We start from the raw sequence: 16353 nt of genomic DNA, 5'->3' as shown, positions 1-16353 counted from the left end.
TCAGCATCTATCAACCACGCAGGGCGGCGATGCGCTGCTCGATGGGCGGGTGGCTCATGAACAGCTCGCTCATGGAGCGCTTGCCGTTGATACCAAAGGCCATCATGGAGCCTTCCAGCTGCGGCTCGGCACCGCGGGAGAGGCGCTCAAGGGCGGCAATCATCTTGTCGCGACCGGCCAGCTTGGCGGCACCGGCATCGGCACGGAACTCACGCTGACGGCTGAACCACATGACGATGATGGAGGCCAGAATGCCGAACAGCATCTCCAGCACGAACACGGTGATCATGTAGGCAAAACCGCCGGTACTGCTGCTCTCTTCCTCGTTGTTGGAGCTGAAGAAGTTGCTGATGACGCCAGCCACGATCCGGGCGAAGAACATCACGAAGGTGTTCACTACCCCCTGGATCAGGGTCAGGGTCACCATGTCGCCATTGGCCACGTGGCTCACCTCGTGGGCCAGTACCGCTTCCGCCTCGTCACGGCTCATGCTGTAGAGCAGGCCGGAGGAGACCGCCACCAGCGAATCATCGCGGCGGGCGCCGGTTGCAAAGGCGTTCATCTCGGGAGAGTCGTAGATCCCCACTTCCGGCATCTTGATACCCGCTTCGCGGGCCTGACGGGCCACAGTGCTCACCAGCCAGTGCTCGGTCTCGTTACGGGGTTGCTCGATGACCTGGACGCCATAGCTGCGCTTGGCCATCCACTTGGACATCAGCAAGGAGATAAAGGAACCCCCAAAACCGAACACGGCACAGAACACCAACAGCCCGGAAATGCTGGACTTGTTGATCCCCAGAACCGAGAACAGGATATTGAGTACCACCCCCAGCACCAGCATGACGGCCAGGTTGGTCACCAGGAATAGCATAATTCGCTTCATATAGACTCCTTGTGAAGATAAGGGACATGACCGGGGATCACTCGGGATCCCCACCTGATCATGTTAATGTCGACATTCTAGGGAGATTCGATGAATGTTCGCTGAATATGCCGTCAAAGTAGCGGCGAGATATCGAGACGCCCCTGCAAATCGGCTTCAAGTGGATTGTTTATAAACGGAATTTCGCCGAGGAAGGGAGCTGGCAGCAAGCCCCTCAGGGTGTCCAGATTTTCCTGATAATGGCTCATGGAACCATGGAGCCGATTAATTACCCACCCCGCCACCGGCAGCTGATCATTGCGAATGGCGGCAAAGGTGAGCAACGCATGGTTGAGGCAACCCAGCTTGGCCCCCACTACCATGATCACCGCCATGTTCTCCTGCTTGACCCAGTCCGACAGCAGATGCTTGCGATCGAGCGGCAAATACCAGCCCCCCGCCCCTTCCACTACCGCCAGTTCGGCCCCAGCCTGTTCAATCTTGCGTAGCCCCTCGCTCAACCCCTGCATGGTGATAGGCTGGCGCGCCTCGCTGGCGGCGATGTGGGGCGCAATCGGCGGCTCATAGGCGAACGGATTGACCACCTCATAGGGCAGCGGCAGACTCGCCGCCTCCTGCAACAGAACGGCATCCAGGTTGCGCAGCCCGTCCGGAGTGCGAGCACATCCGGCCGAGACCGGCTTGTAACCCGCGCACTTGATTCCCTGTGCGCTGAATTCGCGCAGCAGGGTGCGCGCCACCAGCGTCTTGCCCACATCGGTATCGGTGCCGGTGATAAAGAATGATTTCATACGGTTCTCTCCTTGGCAGGGCCCGTTGACTACCCTGCACACAATGCGATTCCCGGCGCTCAGCGAGGCTTGCTGAGGCGGCCGAGGCACACCCGATAACTGGCGACCAGCCTGCCATCGGGCTGGCGAAACACCTCATACGCCTGCGCCAGCTGCTGCAATCTGGCGCGACCACTCAGACCGGCCGGGGCGGCACTCCCCTGATTGTCATTGATCTGATTGGCCCCAATCCCCTTGAGATCGCGCAACAACTGCGGCAATTCAAGATAGGCGAGATCCCAGGTGATACAACGCAGCTCGGGAGCAGATACCCCGGCGCTAGCCAGCGCCTGCTCCAATTGTGGCAGGCTGAGGAAGCGATTGACATGGGCGCGACCATCAAGCTGCTGCCAAGCGGCTCGCAACTGCCAGAGCGACTCATCGAGCAGGGTCGAGAAAAAGATCTGGCCGCCCGGTTTGACCACCCGCAGCAACTCGCCAAAAGCCTGGGCCGGACGCTCGCACCACTGCAACGCCAGACTGGAGAAAACCCAGTCGAACGCGCTGTCGGCGAAAGGAAGCTGCTCCGCATCACCGCAGAGCAGGCGGGCGCCGCTGCCACGCAAGGCGGCCTGCGCCAGCATGCCGGGGGCGAGATCCAGCCCCACCAGCTGGTGACAACGGTTCGCCAGCTGGGGCAAGAAAAAGCCGGTGCCGCAGCCCAGATCCAGCCCGCTCACCGTCAGATCAGTGCCAACCAGCCTGTCTGGCATCCATTCCAACAGCGCCTGACCCACCTCCTGTTGAAAGCGGGCGTGGGCATCGTAATGACGAGCGGCGGCGCCAAAACGGCGAGCAAGCTGCGCCTTGTCGACCGTTTGAAAACGCTCAGCCATAGTGAGCCTCCCCAAGCGTTGTAACTGCAGGGCAGACCCCCAAGGCATCGAGCAGGCGCTCCACATCCTGCTCGCGGTGAGCCGCGCTCAGGGTAATGCGCAGCCGGGCCGTACCGACTGGCACCGTTGGCGGGCGGATGGCGCTCACCCAGACGCCGCGTTCCCGCAGCCGTTCTGCCAGTTGCAGGGCAACACTGCTCTCCCCCACCAGCAGCGGCTGGATCGGGGTATCGCTCGCGCCAAGCTGCCAACCCTGATCCTTTGCCCCTTGCCGGAAGCGAGCGATCAGCTGGCCAAGATGGGCGCGGGACTCATCAGCCGCGCGCACCAGTTCGATGCTCTTGCTCACCGCGCAAGCCTGCGCGGCGGGCATATGGGTGCTGTAGACATAGTGGCGAGCGAAGTTGACCAGATACTCCACCAGCTCGCGGCTGCCGCCGACAAAGGCGCCAGCGACGCCAAGCGCCTTGCCAAAGGTGCCCATCTGGATATGCACGTTGGCAGGATTTACTCCCTGCGCCGCCAGGGTGCCGCGCCCCTCAGGCCCCAGCACACCAAGACCGTGGGCATCGTCGATCATCAACCAGTTGCCGCTCTGGGCTGCGAGGGTTGCGAGCTCGCGCCAAGGGGCCTGATCCCCGTCCATGCTGAACACCCCTTCCGAGACAATCAGTCCACGATTGGGCTCAAGCTGCCGTTCAAGGGCCGCCATATCGTTGTGGGCAAAACGCTTCATCTTGCAAGGGAGCTGGCTGCCCATCTCCTGCAAAGAGGCGTGGTTGAGTTTGTCCTGCCACAGCAGGTGTTCCTTGCCAAGCAGGGCTTTGAGCACCGCCTGATTGGCCGAAAAGCCGCAGTTGAACAGCAGTACCGCTTCCACCCCGAGCCACTCGGCCAGGGTCTCCTCAAGCTCTTGGTGGGCACGGCTGTAACCGGTCACCAGCGGTGAGGCGCCGGAGCCCGTGCCATAACGCTCAATCCCCGCGTTGAAGGCAGCCTTGATGGCGCCGTGATCTGCCAGTCCCAGATAGTCGTTGGCGGAAAAATTGAGGTATTCGCGCCCTGCAACCCTGAGCCGCCCGCCACTCGCCCCGTCGGTCGCGATGCGGTTGCGCAGCAGACCCACCTGCTCGCGCTCGGCCAGCGCCGCGCCCAACCCAAAGGGGCCCGTTACTGCAGGGCCGTTCATGACCGCGCAGCCCCTGCACGGGGGCGGGTGGCGTCATAAAACATTTCGGCAGGTTCGCTCTGGCGACTCACCTCGGCCAGCAGCTCCTCTTCTTGAACCTGATCAGGCTTCTGGACCCGTTGGGCGGGACGAATGCCGAGCCGCTTGAACAGCTGCATGTCGCTGTTCTCGTCCGGGTTGGGGGTGGTCAGCAGTTTGCAGCCGTAGAAGATGGAGTTGGCCCCGGCCATAAAACACATGGCCTGCATCTGCTCGTTCATCTTCTCCCGCCCGGCAGAGAGGCGCACATGGGAGGCGGGCATCATGATCCGCGCCACGGCGATGGTGCGGATAAATTCGAACGGATCGAGGTTCTCCTCGTTCTCCAGCGGCGTTCCCTTCACCTTGACCAGCATGTTGATGGGCACACTCTCCGGGTGGCGCGGCAAGTTGGCGAGCGCCATCAAGAGGCCCGCACGGTCTTTGGCCTGCTCGCCCATGCCGACGATGCCGCCAGAGCAGACCTTCATGCCGGCGCTGCGCACATGCTCCAGCGTATCGAGCCGATCCTGATAGGTGCGGGTGGAGATGATCTCGCCGTAGAACTCCGGCGAGGTGTCGAGGTTGTGGTTGTAGTAATCGAGCCCCGCAGCGCCAAGACGGGCGGCCTGATCGGCGGTCAGCATCCCTAGCGTCATGCAGGTCTCCATACCGAGCCCGCGCACCTCCTCAATCATCCGGATGATGTAGGGCATGTCCTTCTCTTTGGGGTTGCGCCAGGCGGCCCCCATGCAAAAGCGTGACGAGCCGTTGGCCTTGGCTTCGCGGGCCCGCTCCAGCACCTTCTCCACCTCCATCAGCCGCTCGGCCTCAAGACCGGTGTGGTAACGGGCGCTCTGGGGGCAGTATTTGCAATCTTCCGGGCAGGCGCCGGTCTTGATGGAGAGCAAAGTACTCACCTGCACTTCATTCGGGTCAAAGTGGGCGCGGTGGACGGTCTGGGCCTGAAACAGCAGATCGTTGAACGGCAGGGCAAACAGGGCCTGAACCTCGGCGAGGGTCCAGTCATGACGAAGGGCGTGACCGCCCGCGGTGAGAGCATTCATACATGGCTTCCGGTTGTTATTAGTGGGATCCTGCGCCCGCCATCTTGGGATGGACGGCCACAAAACCCGCCGCCGGGCCTGCGCGCTCAGGGTGATGCGCAGTGCCAAGTGGCTGAAATTGTTGGCTAGTGTAGAGAGCACGCGTAGACTGTCAACACCGACCAGATCAAACCAATTGACAACAGAACAACAAATGACCAATCAAGAATTCGACCTGCACCACATCTGGCACCCCTATACCTCCCTCACTCACCCCCTACCCTGCTATGAAGTGGTCAGCGCCAAAGGGGTGAAGATCACTCTCAGCGACGGCCGTGAACTGGTGGATGGCATGAGCTCCTGGTGGGCTTGCGTGCACGGCTATCAGGTGCCGGAGTTGGACGCTGCCGCCACCTCCCAGCTCGGCAAGATGTCCCACGTGATGTTTGGCGGCCTCACCCACGCCCCGGCGGTCGAGCTCTGCCGCAAGCTGGTGGAGATCACTCCAAAGGGGCTTGATCGGGTCTTTCTGGCCGATTCCGGCTCGGTGGCAGTGGAAGTGGCGCTGAAGATGGCCCAGCAGTACTGGCACGCCAAGGGAACGCCAAGAGCCAAATTTGTCGCCCTGCGCAGCGGCTATCACGGCGACACCTTTGGCGCCATGAGCGTCTGCGATCCCGATGGCGGTATGCATGAGCTCTACAAGGGATTCCTGCCGGAACACTATTTTGTCGATGCGCCCAGCTGTCGCTTCCACGCCGAGTGGGATGAACAGTGCGTGGTGGAGCTGGCGACACTCATGGCCGATCATCACGAAGAGATCGCCGCCATCGTGCTTGAGCCCATAGTGCAGGGCGCTGGCGGCATGCGCTTCTATCACCCCCGCTACCTGCAGTGGGTGCGCGCCCTGTGCGACGAGTTCGGTGTGCTGCTGATTGCCGACGAGATCGCCACCGGCTTTGGCCGCACCGGCCAGCTGTTTGCTTGCGACTGGGCGGGGATCAGCCCCGACATCATGTGTCTGGGCAAGGCGCTCACTGGCGGCTACCTCACCCTCTCGGCGACCCTGACCACCGAGCATGTTGCCCGCACCATCTGTGACGGCAAGGCGGGGGTCTTTATGCACGGCCCCACCTTTATGGGCAACCCGCTCGCCTGCGCGGTGGCCAACGCCTCTATCGATCTGCTGCTCGCCTCACCGTGGCAGGAGCGAGTGCGCACCATCGAGCATCAGCTGCGTACCGAACTGGTAGAGCTGACCCTGCACCCGGCGGTCGCGGATGTGCGAGTGCTCGGCGCCATCGGGGTGGTGGAGATGAAAGAGCGGGTGGATGTAGCGCGCATCCAGCGCAAGTTTGTCGAACTGGGCGCCTGGATCCGCCCCTTTGGCAAGCTGATCTACCTGATGCCCCCGTTCGTCATCACCCCTGAAGAGCTGCGGGTATTGACCGGCGCCATCCGTCAGGCCATTACCGAAGGCGAGTTTTAAGGCATGCAGCGGGCGGCCATCGCAGCCGCCCGTTTGACTACCCGCATTTGATATATAAAGAGGGCAACTTTATCCACTTCAGTGCAGTTTCACTTGCCGTAATGTGAGCAAAACACCAGACCTGAGGCCCCAAGAGGGGTAAACTGCTGCGGTTTTACCATCAAGAAAGACTGCTCATGCGCCTCTCCATTGCTGCCAAAATCAACTTTTTCCTGCTCTTCATCTTCTCCATGGTACTGGTCTTCTCCGCAGCCTATCAGGCGGTGCGCGAGCGCGATCTCATCCTGACCCTCATCAAGGAGCAGAGCCGCGAGCAGACCGAAGCCTATTTCGACGGCCTCAACATGCTGATGCTGACCGGCAAGATGGATGCCCGCGATACCCTGCGCGGCAAATTTCTCGACCATGCCCATGTGGAGGATGCCCGCATCGTCCGTGGCGACGCGGTGAGCAAACAGTTCGGGCCGGGACGGGAGACCGAACAGGTAAAGGATGAGTTTGATGAGCTGGCTCTGGTGGGCAAAGGGAGTCTGGAGGTGGTGCACAACGGCATGCACAGCCGTCTGGTGGTCACCCGACCGCTGCTGGCCAAGAAGGATTTTCGCGGCACCGACTGCACCAGCTGTCATCTGGTGCCGGAGAACACCGTGCTTGGTGCGGTACGCTTTGACTACTCCCTCGATTCGCTGTTTACCCGGGTCGAGCAGAATATCCTCACCTCGGCGCTGATCCTCACCGGCATCTTCGGGATGGGACTGCTGCTGACCCTCTGGGTCATCCGCACCTGGATCGTGCGCCCTCTCAACCAGTTGACCCGCTCCATGGAAGAGGCCACCGACCTGCACGACTTCGGTCACCGGCTGGAGGGGGATGACGGCGACGAGATTGGCCGGGTGGCGGTGGCCTACAACCAGATGCTCGACAGCGTGGAGCGCCAGCTCGGCAAGCGCACCAAGGCCAGCAGGCAGGAGCCGGATCAGCCCCGCTGAGGCGGGCGCTTAACCGACGTAGTAGAAAAGCAGACTGGCGATCAGCACCAATAGCAGGATGGCCAGATTGACATGCCGGGAGTCATCCTGACGGCGGCTGCGCTTGCGCTCCAGCAGCAACACCGCCAGCGTCAGGGCGCAGCAGCTCCAGAGCCCGTAGACCAGCCAGGGGGTAAGGGCCGGGTCCCAATAATCGCGCACCTCGATCCCGCCATAGACCAGAAAACCGTAGGCAATTTCGGGCCGGGCATAGTGGTAAAGGGAGAGCAGCACGATAAAGCCGCCCCAGCAGAGCATCACCAGCCCCTGCAACACCCGTGTCAGCCAATCTGGCCCATGCCGCCGATCTTTCACCCACCTCTCCTGCGCCCGTGACACTCTTGTTGAGTGAACCATGCCGAAAACCCCACCAGAGTCCGACATTTTTGCTTGTTTATCAAACCCGCGCGGGTAAGATTAACGGCTTAGTCTGCCATGGTGGGCCATCTGTGCCCGGGCCAGACTCCCTAGTGTTGCAAATAGCGCTGCAAGAACAAGCTGGAGACAATATTTCGATGACGCACGCATCCGTAGTAGATGTGCTGGCCGGTAAGTATCCGGTCGGCACCACCCAAACTGTCAAAGGGTGGATCCGGACTCGCCGTGATTCCAAGGCGGGGATCTCATTTTTGGCCATTTCCGATGGCTCCTGTTTCCATCCGGTACAGGCAGTTGTCCCCAATACCCTGGCCAATTACGAGAATGAAGTGCTGCGTCTGACCACTGCCTGCTCCGTGGAAGTGACTGGCGTGGTTGCCGCCTCTCAGGGCAGCGGCCAGGCTTTCGAACTGCAGGCGACCGAGGTGAAAGTAGTCGGCTGGGTCGAAGATCCGGACACCTACCCGATGGCCGCCAAGCGCCACAGCATCGAATACCTGCGTGAACAGGCCCACCTGCGCCCGCGCACCAACATCGTTGGCGCCGTGACCCGCGTTCGTCACTGCCTGGCGCAAGCCATCCACCGCTTCTTCCACGAAGAGGGTTTCCTCTGGGTTGCGACCCCGCTCATCACCGCCTCTGACACCGAAGGTGCCGGCGAGATGTTCCGCGTCTCCACCCTGGACATGGAAAACCTGCCGCGCACCGACGCCGGCAAGGTGGACTACAACGAAGATTTCTTCGGCAAAGAGGCTTTCCTGACCGTATCCGGCCAGCTGAACGCCGAAACCTATGCCTGCGCGCTCTCCAAGGTCTACACCTTCGGCCCGACCTTCCGCGCTGAAAACTCCAACACCAGCCGCCACCTGGCCGAGTTCTGGATGGTTGAGCCGGAAGTGGCCTTCAACGATCTGGAAGATAACGCCGCACTGGCCGAAGCCATGCTGAAGTATGTCTTCAACGCCGTACTGACCGAGCGTCGCGACGATCTGGAGTTCTTCGCCCAGCACGTGGACAAGGATGCCATCGGCCGTCTGGAGCGTTTCGTCTCCTCCGACTTCGCCCAGATCGACTACACCGACGCCATCGAAGTGCTGCAAAAATGCGGCAAGAAGTTCGAGTTCCCGGTCTCCTGGGGTATCGATCTCTCCTCCGAGCATGAGCGCTATCTGGCCGAGGAGCACTTCAAGTCTCCGGTGGTGGTGAAGAACTACCCGAAAGATATCAAAGCCTTCTACATGCGCCTCAACGACGACGGCAAGACCGTTGCCGCGATGGACGTACTGGCACCAGGCATCGGCGAGATCATCGGTGGTTCCCAGCGTGAAGAGCGTCTGGACGTGCTGGATGCCCGCCTGGCCGAGATGGGCCTGAACAAGGAAGATTACTGGTGGTATCGCGACCTGCGTCGCTTCGGTACCGTGCCGCACTCCGGCTTCGGTCTGGGCTTCGAGCGTCTGGTGGTCTACGTGACCGGCATGGGCAACGTCCGCGACGTGATCCCGTTCCCGCGTACTCCGCGTACCGCCGAGTTCTGATCAGCGGCATCTTGCCACTGCACTACAAAAGCCGACCTGTGGGTCGGCTTTTTTATTGTCACCGTTATGGGTGATACTCAGGATCAACCGGCACAAGGAACTCGTCGCCTATGGGATACCGCCTGCTGCTCTCGCTATTGCTGTCCTGCATACCTGTTCAACTGTGGGCCGAGCCCGTTCGTCTGACCACCCTGGAGTGGCCACCCTACACTAGCCAGAGCCTGCCCGATGGCGGCCTCACCGGTCATATCGTCAAACGCGCCTTTGCCGAAGCGGGACTGGAAGTGACGTTCGACTTCTATCCCTGGCAGCGGGCGGTGCGGCTGGCGGCCGACCCGACCCAGCCTTATAGCGGCTATTTTCCCGAGTACCTCTCCGACACCCTGCCGACCCTGTGGCGCAGCTCCCCCAGCGTGGGCGACAGCGTGCTGGGCATGGCGCAGCGTTCAGGCCCCCCCATCCCCTGGCAGCAGCTCACGGATCTCGCCCCCTACCGGATCGGCGTGGTGGAGGGATACGTCAACACCCGTGAATTCGATGCCCTGATGGCCAGCAAGCGCCTCAACACTGCCGCCGTCGATGCAGACCTGCTCAACCTGCGCAAATTGCAGCGCGACCGGCTCGATCTGGCGGTGATCGACCGGGATGTCTTTCACTGGCTCATCAACCATGATCGCAAGCTGAGCAGCGCCGGATTGCAATTTCACCCGAAGATCCTCGAACACAAGAGCCTGCACATCATGTTTCGTCCCGATCAGCAGGCGTTGCAGCAACGGGTGGCGCAGGCCATTGTCAGATTGGATATTGCCAAGCTGAGCGAAGATTATCAGCGCCGCTATCTGCAGCAAGCACCTGCGGCCAAGTGAGCCAACCCGCCGAAGTCAGCCCTTGCTGGCAAAAATAGCCTGAGCGCTTGCTTTTTCATCCTCTTCTGCCGCAATCGAGCCCTTTTTATGCCCCTCCCCTGTAGCCCTGTTGCCGCACTGTGCTGCCACCATGACCACCGGATGGCTTGGCCCCGAGTGATACCACTCGGTGACAAAAATAATGTTTTTGTTAGTACGTGGTTTTTAAGTGGTTTAATCAAAAATTCATCGAGTTATTGAAGTAACTCAATTTTTTCACTTTTTCAGGGGAGCAGAATAGCAACTAACCCTTTTGGGCTAAATAAAACAGACAATGACAATTCATGGTTCAGGCTACCCGCGGCAATATGGGTTGAATCACACGAGGTAACGGAATGATCTTGATGGAATTTTTAGTGGTACTCGGCTGCTTGCTGCTGGGTACCCGCTTTGGGGGCATGGGACTCGGTCTCATCAGTGGTATCGGTCTCTTCCTGCTGACCTTCGTCTTCGGCCTGGTGCCGGGCGAACCGCCTGTTCAGGTAATGCTGACCATTCTGGCGGTGATCGGCTGTGCCGCCACCCTGCAGACTGCCGGTGGCCTCAACCTGATGATGCAAGTGGCCGAGCGTCTGCTGCGCCGTCACCCGCAATACATCACTATCCTGGCGCCGCTCACCACCTGGACCCTCACCTTCCTGTGCGGTACCGGCCACGTGGTCTACACAATGTTCCCCATCATCGCTGACATCGCGCTGCAGAAGAACATCCGTCCCGAGCGCCCGATGGCTGTCGCCTCCGTTGCCTCCCAGATGGCCATCTGCGCCTCCCCGGTCTCCGTTGCCGTGGTCTCCATGGTCTCCATTCTGGCGGCCGGTCACGGTATCGGTCAGGCTTACGGCCTGCTCGACATCCTGATGATCGCCATCCCCTCCTCCCTGACCGGTGTCATCGTGGCTGCCCTGTGGAGCCTGCGTCGCGGCAAGGATCTGGACAAGGACGAAGAGTTCCAGGCCAAGATAAAAGACCCGGAGCAGCGCGCCTTCATCTACGGTGGTGGCGAAACCCTGCTTAACACCAAGTTCCCGAAAGAGGCCTACTGGTCAACCTGGATCTTCTTCGCAGCCATCGCTGCCGTGGTATTGCTCGGCGCTAACGAAGGTCTGCGTCCGGTGTTCACCATCAAGGACAAGACCGGCCCGCTCTCCATGAACCTGGTGATCCAGATGATGATGCTGATCGCCGGTGCCATCATCCTGATGCGCTGCAAGGTCAAGCCGGGCGAGATCGCCAACGGTGCCGTCTTCAAGGCAGGCATGGTCGCCATCTTCTCCGTATTCGGGGTTGCCTGGATGAGTGAGACCTTCTTCCAGGCCCACATGCCGCTGCTCAAAGAGACCCTGGCCCATGTGGTACAGGCCCAGCCCTGGACCTACGCCCTGGTGCTGTTCCTCATCTCCAAGCTGGTAAACAGCCAGGCCGCCGCCCTCACCGCCATCGCCCCCATGGGTCTGGCGCTGGGTGTCGAGCCGAAACTGCTGATCGCCTTCCTGCCGGCCAGCTACGGCTACTTCGTGCTGCCGACCTACCCGAGCGATCTGGCCTGTATCGGTTTCGACCGCTCCGGCACCACCCGCATCGGTAAGTTCATCATCAACCACAGCTTCATCATTCCGGGGCTGATCGGGGTGGTGACCTCCTGCTCGCTGGGCTTTATCCTCACCAGCATCCTGCTCTAATCGCAGCGGCGTTTACCACGCTATTGCAATACAGGCCCCCGCTTCGGGGGCCTGCTTTTTTCCCCGCTCAGTTACCTCAACCACTTCCCCGCCGCCATTTCCGGACACTATGCCTTTACCTCTGCCCCCGCCGCTGGGTAGCATGCCCCCTCGTTCACCACTGGAATCTCATCCATGTCTCGCGTCATCCTGCTCTGGAGCGGTGGCAAAGATGCCATGCTGGCCCTCTGTCATGCCCGCCAAGCGGGCCATCAGCTGGTGGCACTGGCCACCTTTGCGCCGCCAGAGCCCCGATTTCTGGCTCACCCCTTGCCGCTGGTGCGCCGTCAGGCGGAAGCCCTCGGGCTGCCCCATTTGCTGGTCACCATAGAAGCGCCGTTCGAGCAGAGCTATGAGACGGCGCTGAGCCGCTTGCAGCAGGAGTGGAACCTCGACGGGGTGGTGACCGGCGATATCGACAGCGTGGGCGGTGCGCCTAACTGGATCCGCGAACGCTGCCAGCCGCTGGGGCTCACCGTCCACACCCCGCTCTGGCAGCAATCTCGTCAAGCCTTGCTGGCGGATCTGCTGACACGCGGCATCGTCGCCCACCTCTCCTGCGTCGATACCCGGGTGCTGGCTCCCGAGTGGACTGGACGCCCCCTCGATGCCGCCACCCTCGCTGAGTTGCAACAACTGGCCGAGCGCGAAGGCTTCGATGCCAGCGGCGAGCAGGGGGAGTACCACACCATGGTGACTGACGGCCCGGGCTTTGCCGCCCCGCTGCGCCTTGATGGCTGGCTGGTGGCGCGGCAGGATCACCTGGCCTATCTGGCCGAACCGCAGGGGTAACGGCCGCAAGCCATCTGGCCCGCTCACTCAGCGCGCGAAAAATCGAGATAAAAAAACGGGAGGCAACAGCCTCCCGTTTGGATTTGAGCGGACCAGTTTTGAGCGGGCCATGGCGACCCGAACAAGGGATAAACCGGCTTATTTCGCCAGCTTGCCCAGCACCCGCTGCAGCAGGCGGATGCGCGGCTCGATGCTCTCCAGCAGCAGGAACTCCGCCTCCGAGTGGAAACCGCCCCCCATGGGGCCGAAGCCATCGAGGGACGGTACACCTGCGGCTGCTGTGAAGTTGGCATCCGAGCCGCCACCGGCTTCCAGCCAGTTGAAGGGGATCCCCTCCTCCTTGGCTGCCGCCTCCACCAGCGCCATCAGCGCCTCGGTGTCACCACTCGGTCGCATCGCCGGCTTGAAGGTCTGGCGATCCACCTCGACCCGACAACCGGCGAGGAAGGGATTGTTGGCCATAAAGGTGAGCCGGTCGTGCACCGCAGCAGCCTCTTCGTTGCTCCAGAAGCGCAAATCCACGATCGCCTCGGCAAAGTCCGGCACCACGTTGACACCGGTGCCGCCCTGTACCACGCCGACGTTCATGGTGGTGCCCGTGGTCATGTTGACCTGCTCGTTGATGGCCAGTACCCAGTGCGCCAGCTCGGTGATGGCGGAGATCCCCTCGGTCAGGGCCGAACCGGCGTGGGAGGCCTTGCCGTGGAAGGTGATGCGGTACTTGGCATTGCCCTTGCGGGCGCTGATGAGATCCCCATTGGGACGGGCTGCCTCGGCCACCAGCACGCAGCCACTCTGTTTGGCTTTTTTCACCAGCCAATCCTTAGACCAGGGGGAGCCAATCTCTTCGTCGCAGTTGTAGCAGACCAGCACCTTGAGCTTGGCAAGCAATGCCGGATCCATCTCTTTGAGTGCATACCAGATAGAGAGCAGGCCGCTCTTCATGTCCGAGACGCCGGGGCCAAAGGCTTGATTGCCTTCGATTTTCAGCGGGCGCTTGGCCGCCGTCCCCTCGGGGAAGACGGTATCCATGTGGCCGCACAGCATCACGTCGTAGTGATCGGCACCCGGCGCATTGGTGATCTCGAGGCAGGGGCCGCACTCGGCAGCAAACTGGTGGCGAGTCACCTGCCAGCCGATGGCCTCATATTTCTCGGTCATGATGTCGGCCACTTTCGCTACCCCGGCCGGGGTGCGAGTACCGCAATCGAGGTTGATGAGCGGGGCCAAATCGGCCAGATAGTTATCGAGGGAAAACGGGCTCTTTACAACTGTCATTATCTTCTCCATGCAACAATCAGCGTTGATGGCCGATCGTCTATTGCAACAAAGCGACACAGTGAGAAAAAGGCGGGCAGCCATGCCACCCGCCCGACCGGTAAATTCCAAACACCACTACATAACCCACATCACTACATAAACAGCAGATAGTTGAGGGTCAGCGCCGTCACCAGCGCCCCCGCCATCGGCACGCTGGTGCGTTTGACCACGGTAAAGGGCGATACCTTGGCAATCCCCGCACAGGCGATCAGTACCGCTGCGATGGGGGAGACGGTGCGGCCGATACTGGAAGCGAGCTGCATCGGCAGCAGCATGGTCACCGCAGGTACGCCAAACTTGGCCGCCACCGCCGGTGCCAGGGTCGAGAAACTGAGGAACGCCGCGTTGCCGGAGCCCATGATGACCGCCGCTACCATGATCAGCGCCACCATCACCAGGGTCATCAGACCGCTGCCGATACCGGCATTGCTGGCAGAGTGCAGCAGGGTATCGATGGCGCCGATGGCCTTGAGAGATTCGGCAAACAGCTCGGCACAGACGATGAGCGCCACCACGGGGCCAAACACCTTGCCCATGCCATCGAGGAAGCTCGACAGCCCGGCAAACGCGTTACGCACCGAGCGGCTACGCAGCAGCTCGCACAGCATGCCGATAAAGACCGACAGCAGCATGGCCACCTCCACGCTCATCTTGATGTCGCTCACCAGCAGCTTGGAGAAGGTCATCATCAGCACGAAGGGGATGATCGGCAGCAGGGCATACCAGGTAGGCGCCTGCACGCTCTCGGTGCCCTGTTCGTCCAGCTCGGCATGATCGCCGCGATGGAGCGCAGGATCCCAGCCATCCTTGCGATCGCAGTGACGCTGCCAGAAGAAGTGCAGCACCATGGTCACCAGCAGCATGGGGGCCACCAGCCAGATCTGGTAGTCAACAAAATAGCTGGTCGGATCCATGCCGGATTGACCGGCGGAGAAGATGGCGTTGGTCTGGGTCGGGCCAATTTCAAACGCCTGGGAGGTGGCGATGACACCACAGGCGGAGGCCGGGCTGATGCCGAGGTTGCGCATCACCGGATACATGGTGACCATCAACAGCAGGCCAAGGCCGGTAGCGGAGGTAACGAACAGGGAGACGAATACCGCCACCAGATAACAGATGGAGAGCATCAGGTAGCTGGACTGGATGCCTGCCACCGGTTTGACCGCCACTCGCACCAGCGCCTGGGAGGCCCCGATATGGGACATGTAAGTGGCAAAACCCGCCACCGCCATGATGGTGAGGCCGAGGCCCGCCGCGCGGTAGGAGAAGATCCCCTTGAACACTTCGAACAGGTCGAACAGGGCGAAGCCGGTGCTCTTGTCAGCGGGGAGAATGGGGTGCAGCCCCAGCCAGTAGGCCACCGCAAAAATGGCCATGCCCGCCAGCGCCAGCACCGCCTGCGGGTTGTAATCCTTGATAATGCCGTAAACCACGGCCACCAGAACGAGCAAGACGAATAAAAGTTCCAATATTCACTCCTGATAAATTTATCGAAGAGCGAAATCTAGTGATCTGACCACTGTTTGCCTTTGATCCCTATCAATAAAGGTGCCGTCACCGTGATTCATTAGCATAATATGTCGGCCATGTAACAATTTTTCGTTATTTCAACTGCCGGAAAACCTTTATCACCCCATATCCGGGAATTGTGTGACGCGACTCCCCTCTTTTTTGCGTTGGATCAACATATGACGGCGCCGAACTGGCGAAGATGCGCTTCGACATATAGCGACCATTTCGCGCCGGAGAGAGTTATGACAAGCCAAGCCACCGCAGGTGCTTCGACCTGCGACTACAAGCTGTGGGACATCCTCGTCGAGTCTGCAAAGGAACGCACTACCATTCGTTACTCCAAACTGGCCAAGCAGGCCGGGCTGGAGCAGTGCCAGGATGAACTGCGCACCCTGCTGCAACGCATCCGCATGTACTGCACCGAAAACAACCTGCCGATCCTCTCCGCCATCGTGGTGGACGACGTGGGCAAATACACTGGCCTCTCTTCCAGCCTGCCTGATGCTCCCTGGGAACGGGCCCGGGTCTTTGACCATGAGTGGACCACCCTGCACTGATTGAGGTGCTTGATGATGCCGACCAAAACGCGCCCGCTGGCGCGTTTTGGTTATCTGGCGTTTGCCCCCTTCTCTTTTTCTCCTGCAATAGTCGATCTTCTCCCGCAATACCCAACCCCATCGGGCATGCCAGCCCCACTGCTTCTGACCTTGTGCTCAAAATCGCCGTTCAGGTGTGACCAGTTCCGGTAAAACCCGCGAGCCGGACCATCGGCGTTGCCATGGGATTGCCACAATGCCAGAATCGGGCCCTTGCACTCTGTTGATTCGGATTTTCGGGACGCGGCCCACGGCCAGCGCCCACAAGAGAAGGA

The 16353-nt window shown here is 60.8% G+C and carries 15 protein-coding genes; 7 read left to right on the top strand and 8 right to left on the bottom strand.

The window, feature by feature from the left end; all coding sequences use genetic code 11:
• Positions 1 to 10: 10 nt before the first annotated feature.
• From htpX to bioB, 5 genes are all read right to left on the bottom strand, one after another.
• Positions 11 to 883 (bottom strand): protease HtpX, encoded by an 873-nt coding sequence (gene htpX, locus OKC31_RS17360; protein WP_005337890.1) that lies wholly within the window; start codon positions 881 to 883, stop codon positions 11 to 13.
• A 113-nt stretch (positions 884 to 996) separates the two neighbouring features.
• The gene (bioD, locus tag OKC31_RS17355; RefSeq protein WP_005337893.1) at positions 997 to 1674 is read right to left on the bottom strand and encodes a dethiobiotin synthase; all 678 of its coding nucleotides are present in this window, start codon (positions 1672 to 1674) and stop codon (positions 997 to 999) included.
• 59 nt (positions 1675 to 1733) lie between these two features.
• Positions 1734 to 2549 carry a malonyl-ACP O-methyltransferase BioC gene (gene bioC / locus OKC31_RS17350; protein WP_257124643.1) on the bottom strand — a complete coding sequence of 272 codons (816 nt, stop codon included), beginning with the start codon at positions 2547 to 2549 and terminating at the stop codon, positions 1734 to 1736.
• Entirely contained in the window at positions 2542 to 3738 is a 1197-nt protein-coding gene (bioF, locus tag OKC31_RS17345) for an 8-amino-7-oxononanoate synthase (protein ID WP_270657332.1), read from the bottom strand. The genes bioC and bioF overlap by 8 nt, the downstream gene beginning before the upstream one ends.
• Positions 3735 to 4823: a biotin synthase BioB gene (gene bioB / locus OKC31_RS17340; protein WP_270657331.1), complete on the bottom strand. Its 1089-nt coding sequence runs from the start codon at positions 4821 to 4823 to the stop codon at positions 3735 to 3737. Before bioB ends, bioF begins: the two co-directional genes overlap by 4 nt.
• A 193-nt stretch (positions 4824 to 5016) precedes the next feature.
• On the opposite strand from bioB, the gene bioA reads away from it, so the two are divergent.
• Together bioA and OKC31_RS17330 are read left to right on the top strand one after the other, a co-directional pair.
• Positions 5017 to 6291 carry an adenosylmethionine--8-amino-7-oxononanoate transaminase gene (gene bioA, locus OKC31_RS17335; protein ID WP_201936832.1) on the top strand — a complete coding sequence of 425 codons (1275 nt, stop codon included), beginning with the start codon at positions 5017 to 5019 and terminating at the stop codon, positions 6289 to 6291.
• 176 nt (positions 6292 to 6467) lie between these two features.
• Positions 6468 to 7280: a HAMP domain-containing protein gene (locus OKC31_RS17330; RefSeq protein WP_075115475.1), complete on the top strand. Its 813-nt coding sequence runs from the start codon at positions 6468 to 6470 to the stop codon at positions 7278 to 7280.
• 9 nt (positions 7281 to 7289) lie between these two features.
• Here OKC31_RS17330 and OKC31_RS17325 read toward each other — a convergent pair whose 3' ends face one another.
• Positions 7290 to 7634 carry a hypothetical protein gene (locus tag OKC31_RS17325; protein ID WP_005359354.1) on the bottom strand — a complete coding sequence of 115 codons (345 nt, stop codon included), beginning with the start codon at positions 7632 to 7634 and terminating at the stop codon, positions 7290 to 7292.
• Between the two features lie 200 nt (positions 7635 to 7834).
• On the opposite strand from OKC31_RS17325, the gene asnS reads away from it, so the two are divergent.
• The 4 genes from asnS (at position 7835) to OKC31_RS17305 (ending at position 12650) form a co-directional block, all read left to right on the top strand.
• The gene (gene asnS, locus OKC31_RS17320) at positions 7835 to 9235 is read left to right on the top strand and encodes an asparagine--tRNA ligase (RefSeq protein WP_058055992.1); all 1401 of its coding nucleotides are present in this window, start codon (positions 7835 to 7837) and stop codon (positions 9233 to 9235) included.
• A gap of 110 nt (positions 9236 to 9345) precedes the next feature.
• On the top strand, positions 9346 to 10101 hold the full coding sequence (locus OKC31_RS17315) for a substrate-binding periplasmic protein (protein ID WP_270657330.1): 756 nt from the start codon (positions 9346 to 9348) through the stop codon (positions 10099 to 10101).
• 374 nt (positions 10102 to 10475) lie between these two features.
• Complete coding sequence (locus tag OKC31_RS17310; RefSeq protein WP_005337916.1) at positions 10476 to 11819, top strand: anaerobic C4-dicarboxylate transporter; 1344 nt, start codon at positions 10476 to 10478, stop codon at positions 11817 to 11819.
• A gap of 174 nt (positions 11820 to 11993) precedes the next feature.
• A complete protein-coding gene (locus tag OKC31_RS17305; RefSeq protein ID WP_270657329.1) occupies positions 11994 to 12650 on the top strand; it encodes an adenine nucleotide alpha hydrolase in 657 nt (218 codons plus the stop codon).
• 138 nt (positions 12651 to 12788) lie between these two features.
• Here OKC31_RS17305 and OKC31_RS17300 read toward each other — a convergent pair whose 3' ends face one another.
• A complete protein-coding gene (locus OKC31_RS17300; RefSeq protein WP_270657328.1) occupies positions 12789 to 13928 on the bottom strand; it encodes a M20 family metallopeptidase in 1140 nt (379 codons plus the stop codon).
• 134 nt (positions 13929 to 14062) lie between these two features.
• Positions 14063 to 15439 (bottom strand): C4-dicarboxylate transporter DcuC, encoded by a 1377-nt coding sequence (dcuC, locus tag OKC31_RS17295; protein WP_270657327.1) that lies wholly within the window; start codon positions 15437 to 15439, stop codon positions 14063 to 14065.
• Between the two features lie 285 nt (positions 15440 to 15724).
• Here dcuC and OKC31_RS17290 point away from each other — a divergent pair, with 285 nt between their 5' ends.
• Positions 15725 to 16039, top strand: coding sequence for a hypothetical protein (locus tag OKC31_RS17290; protein WP_005337929.1), 315 nt, complete (start codon positions 15725 to 15727; stop codon positions 16037 to 16039).
• Positions 16040 to 16353 lie beyond the last annotated feature (314 nt).

It is taken from the genome of Aeromonas sp. Y293-4, from assembly GCF_027705905.1.
Classification (GTDB): Bacteria; Pseudomonadota; Gammaproteobacteria; order Enterobacterales; family Aeromonadaceae; genus Aeromonas; species Aeromonas veronii.
Note: the sequence above shows the minus strand (reverse complement) of the source record. Positions and strands in the feature narration are given on the sequence as shown.